An 18,086-nucleotide genomic window follows, 5' to 3' on the forward strand; every position below is an offset into this window, starting at 1 on the left:
AATTTTAATATTTTTCGGTTTTTTATACCGAAAAACGAATTCCGCTATGAAAAAAACTATACTATTAATTGCGATATTATTCGCAGTAAATTCTTTTGCTCAGTCTAAAAACTTCAAAATCAAAGGAATAGTTGTTTCTGAAAAAGAAAAAGCTCCAATTGAATCTGCAACTATTCATTTAGAAAAAGCAAAAGACAGTGCTATAGTTTCTTATACTATAACAGATGAGAAAGGAAATTTTTCTTTGGAAGGAAAATCTTTTCATAATAACTTAAAACTATTTATTTCTTTTGTTGGAATGCAATCGTATTCAAAAGAAATAATACTTACAAAATCAAACTTTAATTTGGGCACAATAAGCTTAAAAGAAGATGATAATCTTTTACAAGAAGTTGTAGTTAAATCTCGTGCTCCGATAACAATTAAAAAAGATACTTTAGAGTTTAATGTAAAGTCTTTTAAAACAAAAAAAGACGCTAATGTTGAAGATTTACTAAAAAAATTACCTGGAGTTGAAGTAGATGCTGAAGGAAAAATTACCGTAAATGGTAAAGAAGTAAATAAAATCTTAGTAAATGGAAAACCGTTTTTTGGTAATGATCCGTCTATAACAACAAAAAACTTAACCAAAGATATTATTGAAAAAGTTCAAATAACCAACACAAAAACTAAGTCGGAAGGTTTTACTGGAGAAAAAGGTGATGATAATAACAAAACCATTAACTTAACCATTAAAAAAGAAAACAATAAAGGTTGGTTTGGTAGAGTTTCTGCTGGTGCTGGAACCGAAAAAAGATACGAAGCAGCAACCATGGTAAATCGTTTTGATAATGAAACTCGTGTTAGTGTATTAGCGAGTACAAATAACATTAATTCGCCTGGTTTTAGCTTTGGTGAAATTCAGAAAATGTTTGGCGGAGGCGGTGGAATTGGATTTAGTAGCAATGGTGCTTTTAACGTAAATGGAAGAAATTTTGGAGGAGGACAAGGAATTGTAAAATCTAAAATTGGAGGAGTAACTTATGCCGATAAATACGGTAAAGGTTTAGACGTAAATGCAAATTATTTTTATTCTGGAAGTAGCTCTAACAATGAGTCTAAAAATAATCGTGAAAACATCTTACCAGATAGGCGTTATTTCTCTAATTCTAACTCTTCTTCTGAAGACGAAAACGACAATCATAGTTTAGATTTAGAATTTGACATTGAAATAGATTCAACTTTTCTAATTAATGTAAATCCGTCTTTTGTATTAAATGACCGTAAAGGTTCTTATAATAAATTTGAAGAGTCTTTAGATGAAAACAATGTTTTAACGAACAGTTCTAATAGTAATACTCGCTCAGAATCTTCAGCGAAAAACTTTAGCAACGAAATTGATTTAACTAAAAAAATAGGAAGCAAGGGCTCTTTTATTAAAGCATCTGTTAGAAACCAAATTGATAAAACAAATACGGACGATTACAATAATTCTACCATTGAAATTTTTGGAAACAATCCTTCAACCGAAATAAGAAATCAGTTTAGTGATATTGAAAATAATTTAAACGGACTTAGAACAAGAGTAACCTATCGTTTTCCTTTAATTGCTAAAAAGTTATTTTTAGATGCTAAATATATTTATCAAAAAGACGAACGTGAAAACAAGGAAAGTACATTTGATTTTGACACAAATACGCAGCAATTTTCTGATTTTAACACACAATTAAGTTCAGATTTTACTTTTAATGATATTACAAAAACACCTTCGTTAGCCATTGTATATAGAGATAAAAAATGGCGTTTTAATTTTGAAACTGGTTTTCAAAACAGAACTATTGAAAACGAAGATAAATTAAGACCTAATTTAAACTTAAAAAGAGATTTTAATAATGTTAATTTAGATGCAGGTTTACGTTATCGTTTTGACTCAAAAGCTTCTATTTACTTCGATTATAGCTTAGAAAACGGAGCGCCTAGAATTAATCAACTACAACCTTTTACAGATGTTTCTAATCCATTAAACATTGTTACTGGTAACCCAAACTTAAAACCCTCTAACAACCATAGAATGTATGTTAATTTCAACAAATTTAATTGGCAAAAACGTACTGGATTATACCTTTATGTAAGTGGTGGATTAAGAAACAACCAAGTAGTTTCTAAAAGTATAATTGGAGATGATTTAGTAAGAAATACCACTTATGAAAACGTTGACGGTGCTTATGATGTTTGGGGTGGCGGAAGCTATAGTAAAAGTGTAAAATTAGATACAATTAGCAATTTAAAAATAAGAGTTGGTACGCGTTTAAACATCAATAAAAACATAAACTTTTTTAATGATACTGAATATGGCGCAAAAACAACTGAAATATCTCCAAATCTAGGTTTAACCTATGAATGGAACAAAGTTGTAAGTATTGAACCAAGTTATACAATCTCTTTTTCGGAAACGAATTACGATTTAAGTAATTTCCAAAATCAAAAGTTTACAAGACACTCATTTAGAGTTAGAACAAAAACTACGGTTCCTAAAAAATTAGAATGGCGTAACGATATTCGTTATAACTTTAACCCAAATGTTGTTGGTTTTAATCAATCTTCATGGTTTTGGAATTCAACTTTAGCCTATTCAATTCTAAATGATAAAGCTTCAATTACTTTAAAAGCGTACGATCTATTAAATCAAAACACAAACGCACAAAGAAGAGCTACCGCTAATTATATTGAAGATTCAGAAAGCACAGTTTTACAACAATATTTTATGTTGGGCTTTAACTGGAAGTTTAATAGTTTAGGTCAAAAAGGAAAAGTTAGGGATTACAACATGCATTTTTAAAATGTCCTTTTTGTAAACCTACATACTAAAAACCGACTATTATTCTACATTTTGTAACTTTGTTATATTAAATATTGAATTTTGGAAGTAAAATTACATAAAGGATTAGAGAATTTAGATTTACCACTTCAACTAAATATTAGTTTTGAGAAGATATACGACATGCTTAAAACATACGCAAGTCCAGTATCTAAAAGCCACCCTTTTTATGCTTCATCAAAAATTATCGTAGAAGAAGTTGAGAAAAATCCTGAATTAATAACAGGTTTTACAGATTTAACTACGCTAAAAAAACACGAAGATTTAATTGAACTTTTATTAGAAGCTTTGTTTCCTGAATTACTTACTTTAAATGAAATAAAAGCAGTAACAATTCCTTTTACCTTTACTTCATTTAAGTTTACAAAGCGCTTTGAAAATATCTTAAAAAATGCTGGTGACGATTATGAGTTAAAAATAAGAAACATAGAAGAAAATGCCTTATATATTATGGCATGTACTTTTATTTTAAATTCAGTATACAAACACCCAATAGACTTAAAACGCCCTTTTTTCTTTGATATTCCTGACAAAAAATTAGGCATTACAAAGAACTATAGAGTTGCTTTTAATGCTGATTTTATGGAAATATTTCCATCTAAAAATGCTCCAAAAATTACAGAGGAAGATATAAAATTACTGCTAGATAATTATGATAATATTGACGTTTGGAAAGAAAAATTCCCGTTAAAAAGTTATATTTTCAAAGGATTTGGTATCATGAATTTGTTTGACGTTACCGCAGATGAAACAATATCTTCTATAAGAACAAATTTATTACGAAAAGATGATGGAAGTATTGTTGAAAAACTTCAAGAAGACTTAAGTTCTTTTTATAATATTAAAGACCTTAAAGTAGGGTTTTCTATTTTTGATACATCAGAATTAAATTACGGGACTAGCAAAATAAAAAAAGCAGATAGTATTTTACTTGATAACGAAAAAAGCATTTCATGTTCAGATTTTTTCTGTGATCATATAATGGAAAATGTATTCCATAAAAACAAAAGTATTGTAATCTCTGACGTTGAAAAATATGGTGTAGGCAGTAATGAAAATCCATTTTACAAAAAATTAAAGTCAAGAAATATTGGAAGCATAATATTAATTCCAATAAAAACATCTGAGAATAATGATCTTGCTTTATTAGAAATTGGTTCTCCAAGAGCTTACGAATTAAACTCTGTAAACAAACAAAAGCTTCAAGATATAATCCCTGTATTAAAAGCAGCCGTAGATCGTTTTTCTGAAGAATACGCTAACACTTTAGAGGCAACAATACAAGAACATTACACCTCTATTCACCCTTCTGTAAAATGGAAATTTAATAACGCTGCAGAAAACTATCTTCAAGATATTTTTGAAAATGCGGAAAACCCAAAACCAGAAGAAATAATTTTTAATGATGTACATCCGCTATATGGTCAACTAGACATAAAAGGATCTTCTGTTGCCCGAAATAACGCAATTTTAGAAGACTTAACAACACAACTTACATTAGCAATTTCTGTGTTAAGAGAAGCTTGTAATTCAGAAAATTTACCTATTTACAATGAATTAATGTTTCGTGTTTCAGCCTATTTAAAAGAGGTGAAAAAAGGATTAAAAGCAGGAGATGAAATTGCGATTTTAGATTTTTTAAAGACGGAAATTTATCCCGTTTTCACACACATAAAAGACATAAATTTAGAACTCGAAACTCTAGTAAATACTTACATGGGCAGGTTAGATAATAACTTACAAGTTGTATATGAAAAAAGGAAAGCCTATGAAGAAAGTGTAACTTTATTAAATGATAAGCTTTCTAAATATATCGACAAAAAACAAGAAGGAGCCCAACAAATGTTTCCTCATTATTTTGAACGTTATAAAACCGATGGCGTTGAGTTTAACATGTATATAGGTGAATCTTTAACAAAAAAGAAAAAGTTTGATAATCTGTACTTATACAATCTTCGTTTTTGGCAAATACAGTTAATGTATGAAATGGAAAACCTTGCCATGAATGCTACCAAAGAAATGGAACACAAATTACGTGTTGCTTCTTTAATATTGGTTCACAGCAATCCTTTGGCTATTAAATTTAGAATGGATGAAAAGCAGTTTGATGTTGATGGCGCTTACAATATTCGTTACGAAATCATCAAAAAACGTATAGACAAAGCCCATATAAAAGGAACCGATGAAAGATTAACTGTTCCTGGTAAAATTGCAATAGTTTATTCTCAAGATAAAGACAAGCTAGAATATATTAAATATATAAATTTCTTACAATCTAAAAATCAACTAGGTAAAATTGAAGAGTTAGAACTAGAAGATTTACAAGGCGTTTCTGGCTTAAAAGCTTTACGTGTAAAAATAATTTACAAAGAAGATTTTGATGCTAAAAAAACAATAACAATAGATCAGTTAATGAATGAGTTAAAATAAAACAGTTAGGCTTTACCTTGTGCATAAAAAGCAAAAACAAAAGCAATAACACTTACCAAAATACCGATCATAAAAACAGTATAAGTTAGTCTTAAAAGACTATATTTTCTATTTAAAACCAATCCTAAGAAATACAAATCTTTTGTAAGAGAACTATAAAGGTAATCTCTATCTTTCATCATTTCTTCCATTGCCCATTCAAATTCTTGTAATTTCATTTGATGAAAATTTCCAAAGAACAACAAATTTACTTTCTTATTTGCTACATCTTCTTTTGTAAATTTTCCTTGCGTAACATTTGGTCTAGTTGCCATTATAGATAAAACTATAGATGCAACAGTAAATGCTATAAAAATAATAGACGGAGTTATTAAATAATCATTAGATGGGTTATCTAGTTTTGGGAGTAAAGTAGAAAGTGCCATAGAAATAATAATAGCATTTACAGAAAGTAAAATATTTGCTTTCGTATCGGCAATATCACTTAATGTAATATGGTTTCTAAGTGCAACTCTAAACATAGTTTCAACACCTCGCTCTGGTAATTCAATCTTACTTTTTTTGTGAGCTAATTCTTCTTTTTTATGTTTTAACTTTGTGCTTTCAGTTTTTATTTTCTTTTCCGTTTTTATTAACTGTGCTAAGTTTTTACTTTTTTGTTTGTCCCAAATTTTTGAGGCTGTACTAGTATAATAACGGTGCTTATTAGTTAAAAAATCTATGTTTTCTTTCAACCAATCAGATTCATTTAAAACCCTATCTTTGGAAAGCTCCCATTCTCTTCTAAGCAACTCTGTTAAATAACTAAAGTTTTTACTTCCTAAATGAGAACAATCTGCATCATTTAATATCTTTTCATATTCGGAAACAGGTTCTACTCCCATTTCTGTAGAAAGAATCATCTGTGAAATTGCTTCAATTCTCTCAGAAGCTAAACCGTTTTCTTTTAAAAATTTAGCAGCAATTTTCACTCCTTCCGTCTCATGACCATCCATAACCTTGGTGTAACCAATATCATGAAACCAAGCGGCTAATATTAAATTTTCTTTTTCAATTTCAGATAAATCTAAAATCTCAATTAACTCCACAGTCTTCTCTACTACGCGCTGTGTATGAGAAACATTATGATACACAAAACTTTTTTCTAAGTTTGAGTTTAAAAAATTAATAACAAAATTTTCTGTTTTTGAAATCAAAGTATCCATAAATTGAGTAATTTTAAAAAGTAAAAATAAGTAAAGTTTTTAGGACTTTTAACAATGTAAGTTTTATTACAAATTTCCGACTAAAATAATAAGTGAAAAATTAAATAGTACCGTTTCAATAATTATTGAGATTGTACTATATTTTTTGCTCAAAATTTTCATATTTTTAATAACTTAAAATAACGAAATTTATTATGCTTACTTGGAAAAACATTATTAATTTTACTGTAAATGGAAACCCGACTCCAACAAAAAGAGTTGAAAAAACGGAAAATGAATGGAAAGAATTACTAACTCCAGAACAGTTTAGAGTAACACGTTTAAAAGGAACTGAAAGACCTTTTTCTGGCGAACTCTGTTCAATTTACGAAGAAGGTAAATATAATTGCGTTTGTTGCAAAACCCCTCTATTTGATTCTACAATTAAATTTGAATCTAGTTCTGGCTGGCCTAGTTTTACACAACCAATTGAAGAAAACGCAATTAAGTATCATAAGGATATTACTCTTGGAATGGTACGTGTAGAAGTGCTTTGCAATACTTGCGACGCACATTTAGGACACATTTTTCCTGATGGACCAGAACCAAGCGGATTACGTTATTGTATTAATTCAGAATCTATGCAACTAGAGAAAGGAGCAGAAAATGACAACTAATAATTTACAAATTGCCACTTTAGGCGGAGGTTGTTTTTGGTGCACAGAAGCTGTATTTCAAGAAGTAAAAGGTGTAGAGAAAGTAGTTTCTGGTTATGCTGGAGGAAATGTTCCTGGAGAACCAACTTACAGAGAAATTTGTTCTGGTTTAACAGGTCATGCAGAAGTAATTGAAATTACTTTTGATTCAAATATAATTTCATTTGAAGATATTTTGGTCATTTTTATGACAACTCATGATCCAACAACGTTGAACCAACAAGGTGCGGATAGAGGAACACAATATCGTTCAGTGATTTTTTATCAGAATGAAGTTCAGCAAAAAATAGCACAAGAGGTTTTAAAACAAATTCAACCGTATTATAACGATACAATTGTAACTGAATTAAGTCCTTTACCAATATTTTATAAAGCTACAAAAGAGCATCAAAATTATTATAGAGAAAATACACAACAAGGGTATTGTAGTTTTGTAATTGAACCAAAGTTGGCAAAACTGAGAAAACTACATGCAGATAAATTAAAGTAAAATGATAAAGTTATTTGGAGCACAACGCTGTCATAAAACACAATATTATCAAACATTTTTAAAAACGCGTAATTTAGATTACGCGTTTTTAGATGTAGAAAAAAATAATGAGTTTGCAGAAGAATTACGTAATCTATATGAAAATAGAAAGCTAAATTTCCCTACAATTACTATTAATCAGAAAAAGCTAAGAAATCCAACAGATAAAGAGTTAGAAAAGTGGATAAAGAAACTAAAATAGCATTTGGCGGTGGTTGCCATTGGTGTACAGAAGCTGTCTTTCAATCCTTAAAAGGTGTTAAAGAAGTAGCACAAGGTTTTGTAGCATCTATTAATGAGAATAGTACATTTTCAGAAGCAGTTGTTGTACATTTTAATTCTGAAAAAATTTCTTTAAAAACTTTAGTTGAAGTGCATTTACTAACACATAAAAGCACAAGTAACCATTCTATGCGTAAAAAATACAGATCAGCTATTTATACATTTTCAGACACACAAAAACTGCTAATTGAAGAAGTTATGCGTTATTTTAAGTCAAAATCAGCTGTAGAAATCATTACACAAATATTAGATTTCAAAGAATTTAAGCCATCCGAAAAGCAATTTAAAAATTATTATTACACAAACCCTAAGAAACCTTTTTGCGAAAAATTCATCAATCCAAAATTACAATTGTTACAAGAACGATTTTCTAAACAATTAAAAACAGAACACCAAAATCATCTATAAAATGAAAAGCACAAAACTTACTATTTCAAATTCAAAAAATCAGCAATTAAATGCATTTTTAGAATTACCAGCAAATCAAAAACCTAATTACTATGCAATTTTTGCACATTGTTTTACATGTTCTAGTTCTTTAGGTGCTGTAAAAAATATTAGTAGGACACTAACCAATTACGGTTTTGGAGTCATTCGTTTTGATTTTACTGGCTTAGGAAGAAGTGAAGGAGAATTTGCTGAAAGCCATTTTTCTGCAAATGTTGATGATTTAATTGCAGTAAGTAATTACATGGAATCTAATTATGAGGCGCCAACTTTATTAGTTGGACATTCTTTAGGAGGCGCTGCAGTTATTTCCGCAGCAGCTAAACTTAATACCGTAAAAGCTGTTGCAACTGTTGGCGCACCAGCAACTGTTAGTCATGTAAAACATTTATTTTCTCACGGAATAGAAGACATAAAATCCAAAGGAGAAGTTGAAGTTAATATTGGAGGAAGACCATTTAAAATAAATAATGATTTTGTTGAAAATTTTGATAAAACAGATTTACCTTCAGTTGTAAAGAATCTTAGAAAACCTTTATTAATTCTTCATTCTCCAACAGATACTATTGTTGGAATTAAAAATGCCGAACAAATTTATCACAATGCACATCATCCAAAAAGTTTTGTAACGTTAGATAATACAGATCATTTATTATCTAATGCTAAGGATAGTATTTATGTTGGAAACGTTATTGGAGCTTGGGCAGAACGTTATTTTGAGCCAAAAGAAAACCAAATGTTAACCACAAAAGGAGAACAAATTGTTGGTCATTTAAACCTACTCGAAGATAATTTTACCACATCAATTCAAACTAAAAATCATTTTATGATTGCAGACGAACCAACATCTGTTGGCGGTGATGATTTTGGACCTTCTCCTTATGAATATTTAAATGCAGGTTTAATTGCCTGTACAGCAATGACATTAAAGCTATATGCAGAACGCAAAAAATGGGATTTACAAGAGGTATTTGTTTATGTTTCTCACTCTAAAAAACATAGTGATGATCTAGAAGTTCAAGTTAACAAACCTACTTATTTAGATTTTATAACTAAAAAATTAAAATTTGTTGGTAATTTAGACGACAAGCAAAAACAACGGTTAAAAGAAATTGCTTCTAAATGCCCAGTGCATAAAACTTTAGCAAGTAAAGTTATTTTTGATACATCAATCCTAGAAAACTAAAATTTTAAAACATGAATTTAATAGAAAATTTAAAAAGTTATTTCAGTAAAAAAGCAAACAACCAAACAACTAGCAAAGCTCCAGAAGGAGTTTGCCCTAATTGTTGGGGAAAACAAGAATGGGAAGGTGATTTTTACAAAAAAATAAAAGCCAACAATATTACACCTGACAACAACCTATATACTAGTTTTATAAATGAAGTAGCACAAAAACTAGACAAAATCACCTTAAAAGACGACGTTTTAATTTGTGAAACCTGTAAAATATCACACAAATAAAAGCCATCTAACTACCTTAACAAAATGAAGTTAAATATTCAAGATACTTTTAATAAAGAGCTACCTGCAGATACAATTTTAGAAAATTCACGCAGGCAAGTTGTAAACTCTTGCTATTCTTTTGTTACACCAACAAAAACAGCAAAGCCTAGCTTAGTACATGTTTCTAAAGAAATGTTAGAAACTATAGGTTTAACTTCTGAAGATGCAAAATCAGATGATTTTCTAAACGTTTTTACAGGAAATGAAATCTTAGAAAATACGCAGCCATTTGCAATGTGTTATGGCGGACATCAATTTGGTAATTGGGCTGGACAATTAGGTGATGGAAGAGCTATAAACCTAACAGAAATTGTACACAATAATAAACGTTGGGCAATTCAGTTAAAGGGCGCTGGTGAAACGCCATATTCAAGAACTGCAGACGGTTTAGCTGTTTTACGCTCTTCTGTTAGAGAATATTTATGTAGTGAAGCAATGTTTCATTTAGGCGTTCCAACTACGCGTGCTTTAAGTTTAAGTTTATCTGGAAGTGAAGTTTTGCGAGATGTTATGTACAACGGAAATCCTGCGTACGAAAAAGGCGCAATAGTTTCTCGTTTAGCACCGAGTTTTATCCGTTTTGGAAATTTTGAAATTCTTGCTTCAAGACAAGATATTGAAACTTTAAAACAACTTACAGATTATACAATTAAACATTTTTATCCGGGAATTTCTTCCGAAGGAAAACAAAAATATCTTGATTTTTTAACCGAAGTTAGAAACAAAACCATTGACATGATTGTGCATTGGCAACGAGTTGGTTTTGTGCACGGAGTTATGAATACCGACAACATGTCTATTTTGGGTTTAACCATAGATTATGGACCTTATGGTTGGTTAGAAGGTTACGATTTAGGTTGGACACCAAATACAACAGATATTCAAAACAAACGATATCGATTTGAAAATCAGCCAAATATTGGGATTTGGAATTTACTGAAATTAGCAAATGCCTTGTATCCTTTAATTGAAGAAGTTGATCCTTTACAGGAAATCCTAAACGATTATCATGCTATTTTTAAGGAGAAATACTTAAAAATGTTGCAAGAAAAAATCGGTTTATTTTCTTCGGAAGAAAGCGACTCTGAACTTATTGGTCGTTTAGAAGAAACCTTGCAACTTACTGAAACGGACATGACAATTTTCTTTAGAAATTTAGCCAATGTATCAGCAAACGATGACGTTGATTCAGCATTTAAAAAAGTAACAAATGCTTTTTATGTTTTAGATGAAGTTAGAGGCGAAATTAAAGATTATTGGCAAGATTGGTTTAAACGATATCTACAAAGGTTGCAAAGAGAGATTTTTTCTAATACAGAAAGAAAAATAAAAATGGATTTGGTAAATCCTAAATATGTATTGCGAAATTACATGGCACAATTAGCAATTGACGATGCAGACAAAGGAGATTATAAGTTAATTGATGAGTTATATCAAATGCTTAAAAACCCATATTCAGAACAACCAAAAAATGAAAAATGGTTTGCAAAAAGACCAGAATGGGCACGTAATAAAGTTGGTTGTTCAATGCTAAGTTGTAGCTCTTAATATAATTTATTGTACTTTAGAAATCATGACTCACGAGTTTATAAATATTTTACAGCAAGCGTTAATCAACCAAAAAAAAGGTTTGAATAACGTATTGGTAACTGTAGTAAACTTAGACGGTTCTTCTTACAGAAAGCCAGGAGTTAGAATGTTATTGTCTTCTGATGATAAAATGGTTGGTGCGGTTAGTGGTGGTTGTGTAGAAAAAGAAATACAACGCAGAGCACAAACTGTTTTTAAAGACAAAAAAGCAAAAATTATAACGTATGATGGTCGCTACAGATTAGGTTGCGAAGGCGTTTTATATATTTTATTAGAACCTTTTTTTATTTCTGATGATTTATTTACCGAGTTTTCAAAAAACATATCAGAGAGAAAATCATTTATTATTGAATCTTACTACCAAAAAGAAGATGAAGTTTTCGGTGATTTTGGCTCAATAATTCAATTTGAAAATGGAGCAAAATTTACTTTTTCAGAAGGGAAAATAAATACAAAAAATGAAGTTTTTTCTCAAACCTTACAACCACTTTTTAAACTTCTAATTATTGGAGGAGAACACGATGCTGTAAAGCTCTGCGCTCAAGCAATTCAATTAGGTTGGCAAGTAGAAGTAATAACTTCTATAAAAGACCCTAAAGAATTAACTGATTTTCCTGGAGCAACTTCTGTAACCGCACAAACTCCTGAAATTCTTGAGTTGAATAACATAAATAAGCATACAGCAATAGTAATCATGAATCATAATTTCACGTATGATTTACGTTATTTAACAACTCTACAAAATGAAAATCCAGTTTATATTGGAATTTTAGGAGCCGCTAAAAGACGAGAAAAACTATTAAATGAGTTATTTGATATTGCTCCCGATATCTCTGACGAATTCTTAGAAAAAATTCACACGCCTGCAGGTTTAAATATTGGAGCAGAAACGCCAGAAGAAATTGCTTTATCAATATTAGCTGAAATATTATCCGTAGTTAGAAAAAAAGAAGTGTTTTCTTTAAAGAAAATCACAGGAAGAATTCATAGTTAAAATGCAAAAAACAGCAATACTTATTTTAGCGGCCGGAAGTTCTACAAGAATGAAAGCTACAAAACAATTACTACCTTATAAAAACACAACTTTGTTAGGTTTTGCAATTGAAACTGCACAAAAAACTACAGCAAACGAAGTCTTTTGTGTTTTAGGACATAAAGCTGAAATCATAAAAAAATCTATCGAAAAACAGCAAGTTGAAACTATTTTAAATCCAAATTTTAAAGAAGGATTAAGTTCAAGTATTGTTGCAGGAATTCATCATATTTTTCCTAAAAATTTTGATACTGTTTTAATTATGTTGGCAGATCAACCTAAAATAACTCCCGTATTTTTAAATGAATTACTAAAAATATCAATAAAAAATCCTTCTAAAATAATAGCATCTAATTATGGGAAAAATATTGGTGTTCCTGCAATTTTTCCGAAGAGCTATTTTTTAGAGTTATTAGATTTAAAAGGAGATAAAGGAGCTAAGAATCTATTAATAAAAATGTCTTCAAAATTAATTTCAATAGAATCCTCTAACCTAATTGACATTGACACAAAAGAGGATTATAAAAAGCTATAAACAGTGTCTTTTTTCCATTTATTCTAAAAAAATTAAATTAGCAGAATCAACTAAACTAAATCCATGAGGTTAACTAGAACTTTTATATTCCTTATTCTTTTTATATTCGTTACAAATTGCGCAACTTACAAACCTCAATATTCAGAAAATAAACTAAACAAAGTCAACGCTAACAACAAAGAAATAGAACATTCTTTTTATTTAATTGGAGATGCTGGCAACTCAACTTTAACTAAAAACTCACCCGCTTTAAACTATTTAAAACGTAAAACTGAAAATACTTCCGAAAATGCTACGTTGCTTTTTTTAGGTGATAATGTTTATGAAACTGGAATTCCAAATAAGAATAATGAAAATTATGCTTTAGCAAAAAGAAGAATAGAAGCGCAAACAGATGTTGCTAAAGATTTTAAAGGACAATCAATATTTATTCCTGGAAATCACGATTGGTATAACGGTTTAGATGGCTTAAAACGTGAAGAAAGATTAGTAGAAGAAGTATTAGGGAAAAAATCTTTTTTACCTCAAAACGGTTGTCCTTTAGAGAAGGTTAACATCTCTAAAGATATTGTTTTAATAATTGTTGACACACATTGGTATTTAACAAATTGGGACAATCATCCAACAATAAATGACAATTGTGAGATAAAAACAAGAACAAAGTTTTTTGATGAATTTGAAGGTTTAATTAAAAAAAGTAGGGGAAAAACTACCATTATTGCAATGCATCATCCAATGTTTACAAATGGTTCTCATGGAGGAAAATATTCTTTTGCAAGCCATATGAAACCTACACCTGTTTTAGGAACACTTAAAAACTTAATTAGAAAATCTTCAGGAATAACAAATACCGATATTCAAAATAAAAAGTACAATGCGCTAAAAAAACATTTAGTTACTATTTCTCAAGAAAACGATAAAACAATTTTTGTGTCTGGTCACGATCATAATTTACAATACATAGTTCAAGATAATTTACCACAAATAATAAGTGGTTCTGGCTCTAAAACAATGGCTACAAAATTATCTGGAGGCGCAAAATTTACCTATGCAGCTCAAGGTTTTGCCAAATTAGATGTTTATAAAGATGGATCTTCATCTGTTAGTTTTCATACTGTAAAAGATGATAAAATTGTATATCAAACTGAAGTTTTACCTCCAAATGAGAAAAAAGTTTTCAATACATTTCCTAAAAATAAAATTACAGAAAAGAAAGCTTCAATTTATACTAAAGAAGAAGTAACCAAAAATGGCCTTTATCGTTATTTCTGGGGAGAACGTTACAGAAAATATTTTGGGACAGAAGTAAGTGCACCAACAGTAGATTTAGATACACTTTTTGGCGGATTAAAACCTGTTAGAAAAGGTGGCGGACATCAATCTAAATCTTTGAGATTAAAAGATAAAAAAGGGCGCGAATATGTTATGCGAGCTTTGCGTAAAAATGCAGTTCAATATCTACAAGCAGTTGCTTTTAAAGATCAATATATAGAAGGACAATTTGATAATACAAAAACTGAGGGTTTATTAATGGATGTTTTTACAGGATCACATCCTTACGCTCCATTTACAATAGGTAAATTATCTGATGCCATTGGTGTTTATCATACAAATCCTGTTTTATATTACATTCCTAAGCAAAATAGTTTGGGGCACTTTAACTCAGAATTTGGAGATGAATTGTATATGATTGAAGAACGTGCCGCATCTGGACATGGAGATAAAGCTAGTTTTGGTTTTGCTGACGAAGTAATTAGTACAGACGATTTATTAAAGAATTTAACTAAGAGTGAAAACCATGTTATAGATGAAGGATCTTACATAAAAGCACGTTTGTTTGATATGTTAATTGGTGACTTTGATAGACATGAAGATCAGTGGAGATGGGCCGTTTTTAAAGAGGGTAAACAAACAATTTACAGACCAATTCCAAGAGATAGAGATCAGGCGTTTTCTATAATGGGAGACGGTGCTTTGTTAGGTTTTGCTACTAATAATGTACCTACTTTAAGAGGAATGAGAGCGTATAGTGAAGAATTAAAAAGTCCAAAATGGTTTAATTTATCACCAAACGCATTGGACATGTCTTTAATTAAGTCTGATAAACAACATTGGGATGCTCAAGTTAAATTAATCACATCAAAAATTACTGATGAAATTATTGATGATGCTTTTTCTCTTTTTCCTGATGAAGTTAAAGATGAAACGATATCAGAAATTAAACGAAAACTACAAGGACGTAGAAGAAATTTACAGAAAATATCTGATTCTTATTATAATCATTTGAATGAATACCAAGTAATAAAAGGAACTAATAAAGATGATTGGTTTGATATTGAAAGATTACCAAACGGGCAAACAAAAGTTACCGGGTATCGAATTAAAAAGGGTGAAAAATCAACTATTTTTCATCAAAGAACTTATAGCACTTCAAAAACCAAAGAAATTTGGATTTACGGTTTGGATGATGATGATACTTTTATTGTAAAAGGAGAAGCTAAAGACCTTATAAAAATCAGAATTATTGGTGGTCAAAACAATGATACCTACACTATTCAAAATGGCAAAAAGGTGAAAATTTATGATCAAAAATCAAAGAAAAACACTTTTACAAATAATAACGGAAGCATCAAACTAACTGATGATTATGAAACAAATGTTTATAATTATAAAAAAATACCTAATAGTTTAAACATTATAAATCCATCAATATGGTTTAATCCAGACGATGGAATAAAATTAGGGTTAGTAAATGTTTTAACGATTAATAAATTTGAAAGAAATCCATATACTTCACAACACATTCTATCTGGAGCCTTTTATTTTGCAACTAATGGTTTTGAATTAGATTACTCAAGTGAATTTGCAAACGTTATTGGTAAATGGAATTTAGGAATAGAAGCACATTTTACAAGTCCAAATTTTGCGATAAATTACTTTGGACTAGGAAATAGTAGTTTAAATCCTGAAGCCGATAAAGAAGAATCTAACTTAGATTTTAATAGAGTAAAAATAAAGAAATTAACAGCAGGTACATCTTTAAACTGGAAAGGAGATTTAGGAGCAAAAATTAAAATTGGCGCTAATTACCAAAATTATAAAGTAGAAAACACTCCTGATAGATTTATTAACACACAATTCAATGCAAATAACCCTATTTTTAGCAATCAAAACTTTCTAAATACAGAGGCCAGTTACGAGTTTGAAAATACAGACAATCCTGCTTTTACAACAAACGGAATGAAAACCGAACTAAAAGTTGGTTACACAGCAAACTTGCAAAACGCTAATAGTTTTAGTTATTTAATTCCTTCAATTTCATTTAATCAAAAACTTTCGGATAGCGGAAAATTAGTTTTCGCAACTAAATTACATTCTCATTTTACATTTGGAAGCGGTTATGAGTTTTATCAAGCTGCAAGTATTGGAGGGAATAAACATGGCTTAAGAGGATATAGGAATCAACGTTTTACTGGAAAGAATTCCTTTTATCATACATCAGATGTTCGTTTACTTTTAAGCACAATTAAAACGAGTTTAGTTCCATTAAACGTCGGAATTTATGGAGGTTTCGATTATGGTAAAGTTTGGGGAACACCTTCTTTACCTTCAACAAGTTTTAATACTTCATATGGAGCTGGAGTTTTCTTTAATGCAGCAAACATGTTAGGTGCAAATATAGCTGCCTTTCAGAGTGAAGATGGAATGCGACTTGCTGTAGGCTTAGGTTTTAAATTTTAAATATGACACAAGAAACTATAATAGCTATTGGTGCTATCTTTGGATTGTTAGCAGTAACATTTGGTGCTTTTGGAGCACATGCTTTAAAGAAAATATTATCTGAAGAGCAATTAAATTCTTTTGAAACTGGCGTAAAATATCAAATGTATCATGCAATTGTTTTACTAGTTTTAGGTTTTCAATTAAACCCAAATATTAGCTTAGACAAGTACATTATTTATTCGTTTATTATAGGAATATTACTATTTTCTTTTTCAATTTACGGTTTGGTAATTTCATCCGCAAAAAATAAGAAACTAAAATTTCTAGGACCAATTACACCTCTTGGAGGTTTGTTTTTAGTTTGCGGCTGGGCACTTTTAGCTTATAAATTTATAGTCTAGTTTAATTCAAAGAAAACTCATATAAAAAGCCACCTGCTCCATGTGCTTTTTCGTCAGAAATATATAAAGTGTTTTTGTCTTTAAAAGTGATGCTTTCTTTTTGAGAAGTATGTTCTAAAGGTAGTTTTTTCACAGTTCCACTTAAAAAATCATCTCCTTTAAAATTTGTAAACAACAAAACCGATTTGGATGTAAGCAACACTACTTTTTCTCCGTCAGGAGAAATTGCTGCAGATGTTATCCAACAAGATAAATCGTTACAATCGTTTTCAAAAGTTGAAATAAACTCAGCTTTATAATTTCCTTTTTTAGCAGGAACTCTATACAAGCTTGTTTTTCCATAGTGATTTTTTACACGGCTTTTAGTAAAAACATATAGATTATTATTCCAATAAAGTAGTGATTCAGAGTCAAAAAATCTATTTTTTTTCTTTGCGGGAAATTTAGTTTGTTCAGGATAATAAAATCGAATTCTTTCAATCTCTATTTCACTTTTTGAAACTAAATCTTGATTCTTAACTTTTAAAATAGCTAAATTTTGTCTTTTACTATCGTTATTTCCAAAATCTCCAATATAAAGATTACCATCTTTATCCGAAGTTAAATCTTCCCAATCGTGATTTTTAGCTTGAATTTTAAGTTCTTTCTCAATTTTCCCTTTAGAAGAAATCCCATATAAACGTGGTTTATTTCCACCATCGTTAAGCATCCAAATTAAGTCGGAATTTGGTGTAACTTCTGTTCCAGAAACTTCACTCAAAGTTTTTGGCAAATCAGCAACTACAGTAAGTTTACCATAGTTTTGACAACTTAATAATGTTAAAAAAGAAAAGAGAAGTATATAATTTTTCAT

At 29.8% G+C, this 18,086-nt stretch carries 15 protein-coding genes; 13 read left to right on the top strand and 2 right to left on the bottom strand.

Translation table 11 applies throughout. The annotated features are described in order from the left end of the window. Positions 1-46 precede the first annotated feature (46 nt). Both LPB136_RS08980 and LPB136_RS08985 read left to right on the top strand, forming a co-directional pair. Positions 47-2,818 carry an outer membrane beta-barrel protein gene (locus LPB136_RS08980; protein ID WP_072555995.1) on the top strand — a complete coding sequence of 924 codons (2,772 nt, stop codon included), beginning with the start codon at positions 47-49 and terminating at the stop codon, positions 2,816-2,818. A gap of 81 nt (positions 2,819-2,899) precedes the next feature. Beyond that, on the top strand, positions 2,900-5,287 hold the full coding sequence (locus tag LPB136_RS08985) for a GAF domain-containing protein (protein ID WP_072555996.1): 2,388 nt from the start codon (positions 2,900-2,902) through the stop codon (positions 5,285-5,287). Between the two features lie 5 nt (positions 5,288-5,292). Here LPB136_RS08985 and LPB136_RS08990 read toward each other — a convergent pair whose 3' ends face one another. Then, a complete protein-coding gene (locus tag LPB136_RS08990; RefSeq protein WP_072555997.1) occupies positions 5,293-6,492 on the bottom strand; it encodes a Pycsar system effector family protein in 1,200 nt (399 codons plus the stop codon). A 194-nt stretch (positions 6,493-6,686) separates the two neighbouring features. Here LPB136_RS08990 and msrB point away from each other — a divergent pair, with 194 nt between their 5' ends. The 11 genes from msrB (at position 6,687) to LPB136_RS09045 (ending at position 17,233) form a co-directional block, all read left to right on the top strand. Beyond that, positions 6,687-7,148, top strand: coding sequence for a peptide-methionine (R)-S-oxide reductase MsrB (gene msrB / locus LPB136_RS08995; RefSeq protein ID WP_072555998.1), 462 nt, complete (start codon positions 6,687-6,689; stop codon positions 7,146-7,148). After that, complete coding sequence (gene msrA, locus LPB136_RS09000; protein WP_072555999.1) at positions 7,138-7,677, top strand: peptide-methionine (S)-S-oxide reductase MsrA; 540 nt, start codon at positions 7,138-7,140, stop codon at positions 7,675-7,677. Before msrB ends, msrA begins: the two co-directional genes overlap by 11 nt. A gap of 1 nt (position 7,678) precedes the next feature. Beyond that, the gene (locus LPB136_RS09005; RefSeq protein ID WP_072556000.1) at positions 7,679-7,918 is read left to right on the top strand and encodes a glutaredoxin family protein; all 240 of its coding nucleotides are present in this window, start codon (positions 7,679-7,681) and stop codon (positions 7,916-7,918) included. Then, positions 7,897-8,406, top strand: a complete 510-nt coding sequence (locus LPB136_RS09010) for a peptide-methionine (S)-S-oxide reductase (RefSeq protein WP_072556001.1) — start codon at positions 7,897-7,899, stop codon at positions 8,404-8,406. The genes LPB136_RS09005 and LPB136_RS09010 overlap by 22 nt, the downstream gene beginning before the upstream one ends. 1 nt (position 8,407) lies before the next feature. Further along, entirely contained in the window at positions 8,408-9,631 is a 1,224-nt protein-coding gene (locus LPB136_RS09015; RefSeq protein ID WP_072556002.1) for a bifunctional alpha/beta hydrolase/OsmC family protein, read from the top strand. 11 nt (positions 9,632-9,642) lie between these two features. After that, on the top strand, positions 9,643-9,909 hold the full coding sequence (locus tag LPB136_RS09020) for a hypothetical protein (RefSeq protein WP_072556003.1): 267 nt from the start codon (positions 9,643-9,645) through the stop codon (positions 9,907-9,909). Between the two features lie 24 nt (positions 9,910-9,933). After that, complete coding sequence (locus LPB136_RS09025; protein WP_072556004.1) at positions 9,934-11,499, top strand: protein adenylyltransferase SelO; 1,566 nt, start codon at positions 9,934-9,936, stop codon at positions 11,497-11,499. Between the two features lie 25 nt (positions 11,500-11,524). After that, positions 11,525-12,535, top strand: coding sequence for an XdhC family protein (locus LPB136_RS09030; RefSeq protein ID WP_072556005.1), 1,011 nt, complete (start codon positions 11,525-11,527; stop codon positions 12,533-12,535). Between the two features lies 1 nt (position 12,536). Continuing rightward, positions 12,537-13,109 carry a nucleotidyltransferase family protein gene (locus tag LPB136_RS09035; RefSeq protein WP_072556006.1) on the top strand — a complete coding sequence of 191 codons (573 nt, stop codon included), beginning with the start codon at positions 12,537-12,539 and terminating at the stop codon, positions 13,107-13,109. Between the two features lie 63 nt (positions 13,110-13,172). Continuing rightward, complete coding sequence (locus tag LPB136_RS09040) at positions 13,173-16,850, top strand: metallophosphoesterase (protein ID WP_072556007.1); 3,678 nt, start codon at positions 13,173-13,175, stop codon at positions 16,848-16,850. Between the two features lie 2 nt (positions 16,851-16,852). Then, positions 16,853-17,233: a DUF423 domain-containing protein gene (locus LPB136_RS09045; RefSeq protein WP_072556008.1), complete on the top strand. Its 381-nt coding sequence runs from the start codon at positions 16,853-16,855 to the stop codon at positions 17,231-17,233. Position 17,234: 1 nt separating this feature from the next. On the opposite strand, the gene LPB136_RS09050 is transcribed toward LPB136_RS09045, so the two are convergent. After that, positions 17,235-18,086, bottom strand: a complete 852-nt coding sequence (locus tag LPB136_RS09050) for a hypothetical protein (RefSeq protein WP_072556958.1) — start codon at positions 18,084-18,086, stop codon at positions 17,235-17,237.

Source organism: Tenacibaculum todarodis, from assembly GCF_001889045.1.
Lineage (GTDB): Bacteria > Bacteroidota > Bacteroidia > Flavobacteriales > Flavobacteriaceae > Polaribacter > Polaribacter todarodis.

Bases quoted from the DNA above. Each gene is read 5' to 3' on its own strand.
- LPB136_RS08980 (WP_072555995.1), top strand. From the start codon at position 47: ATGAAAAAAACTATACTATTAATTGCGATATTATTCGCAGTAAATTCT.
- LPB136_RS08990 (WP_072555997.1), bottom strand. From the start codon at position 6,492: ATGGATACTTTGATTTCAAAAACAGAAAATTTTGTTATTAATTTTTTA.
- msrB (WP_072555998.1), top strand. From the start codon at position 6,687: ATGCTTACTTGGAAAAACATTATTAATTTTACTGTAAATGGAAACCCG.
- msrA (WP_072555999.1), top strand. From the start codon at position 7,138: ATGACAACTAATAATTTACAAATTGCCACTTTAGGCGGAGGTTGTTTT.
- LPB136_RS09005 (WP_072556000.1), top strand. From the start codon at position 7,679: ATGATAAAGTTATTTGGAGCACAACGCTGTCATAAAACACAATATTAT.
- LPB136_RS09015 (WP_072556002.1), top strand. From the start codon at position 8,408: ATGAAAAGCACAAAACTTACTATTTCAAATTCAAAAAATCAGCAATTA.
- LPB136_RS09020 (WP_072556003.1), top strand. From the start codon at position 9,643: ATGAATTTAATAGAAAATTTAAAAAGTTATTTCAGTAAAAAAGCAAAC.
- LPB136_RS09025 (WP_072556004.1), top strand. From the start codon at position 9,934: ATGAAGTTAAATATTCAAGATACTTTTAATAAAGAGCTACCTGCAGAT.
- LPB136_RS09030 (WP_072556005.1), top strand. From the start codon at position 11,525: ATGACTCACGAGTTTATAAATATTTTACAGCAAGCGTTAATCAACCAA.
- LPB136_RS09035 (WP_072556006.1), top strand. From the start codon at position 12,537: ATGCAAAAAACAGCAATACTTATTTTAGCGGCCGGAAGTTCTACAAGA.
- LPB136_RS09040 (WP_072556007.1), top strand. From the start codon at position 13,173: ATGAGGTTAACTAGAACTTTTATATTCCTTATTCTTTTTATATTCGTT.
- LPB136_RS09045 (WP_072556008.1), top strand. From the start codon at position 16,853: ATGACACAAGAAACTATAATAGCTATTGGTGCTATCTTTGGATTGTTA.
- LPB136_RS09050 (WP_072556958.1), bottom strand. From the start codon at position 18,086: ATGAAAAATTATATACTTCTCTTTTCTTTTTTAACATTATTAAGTTGT.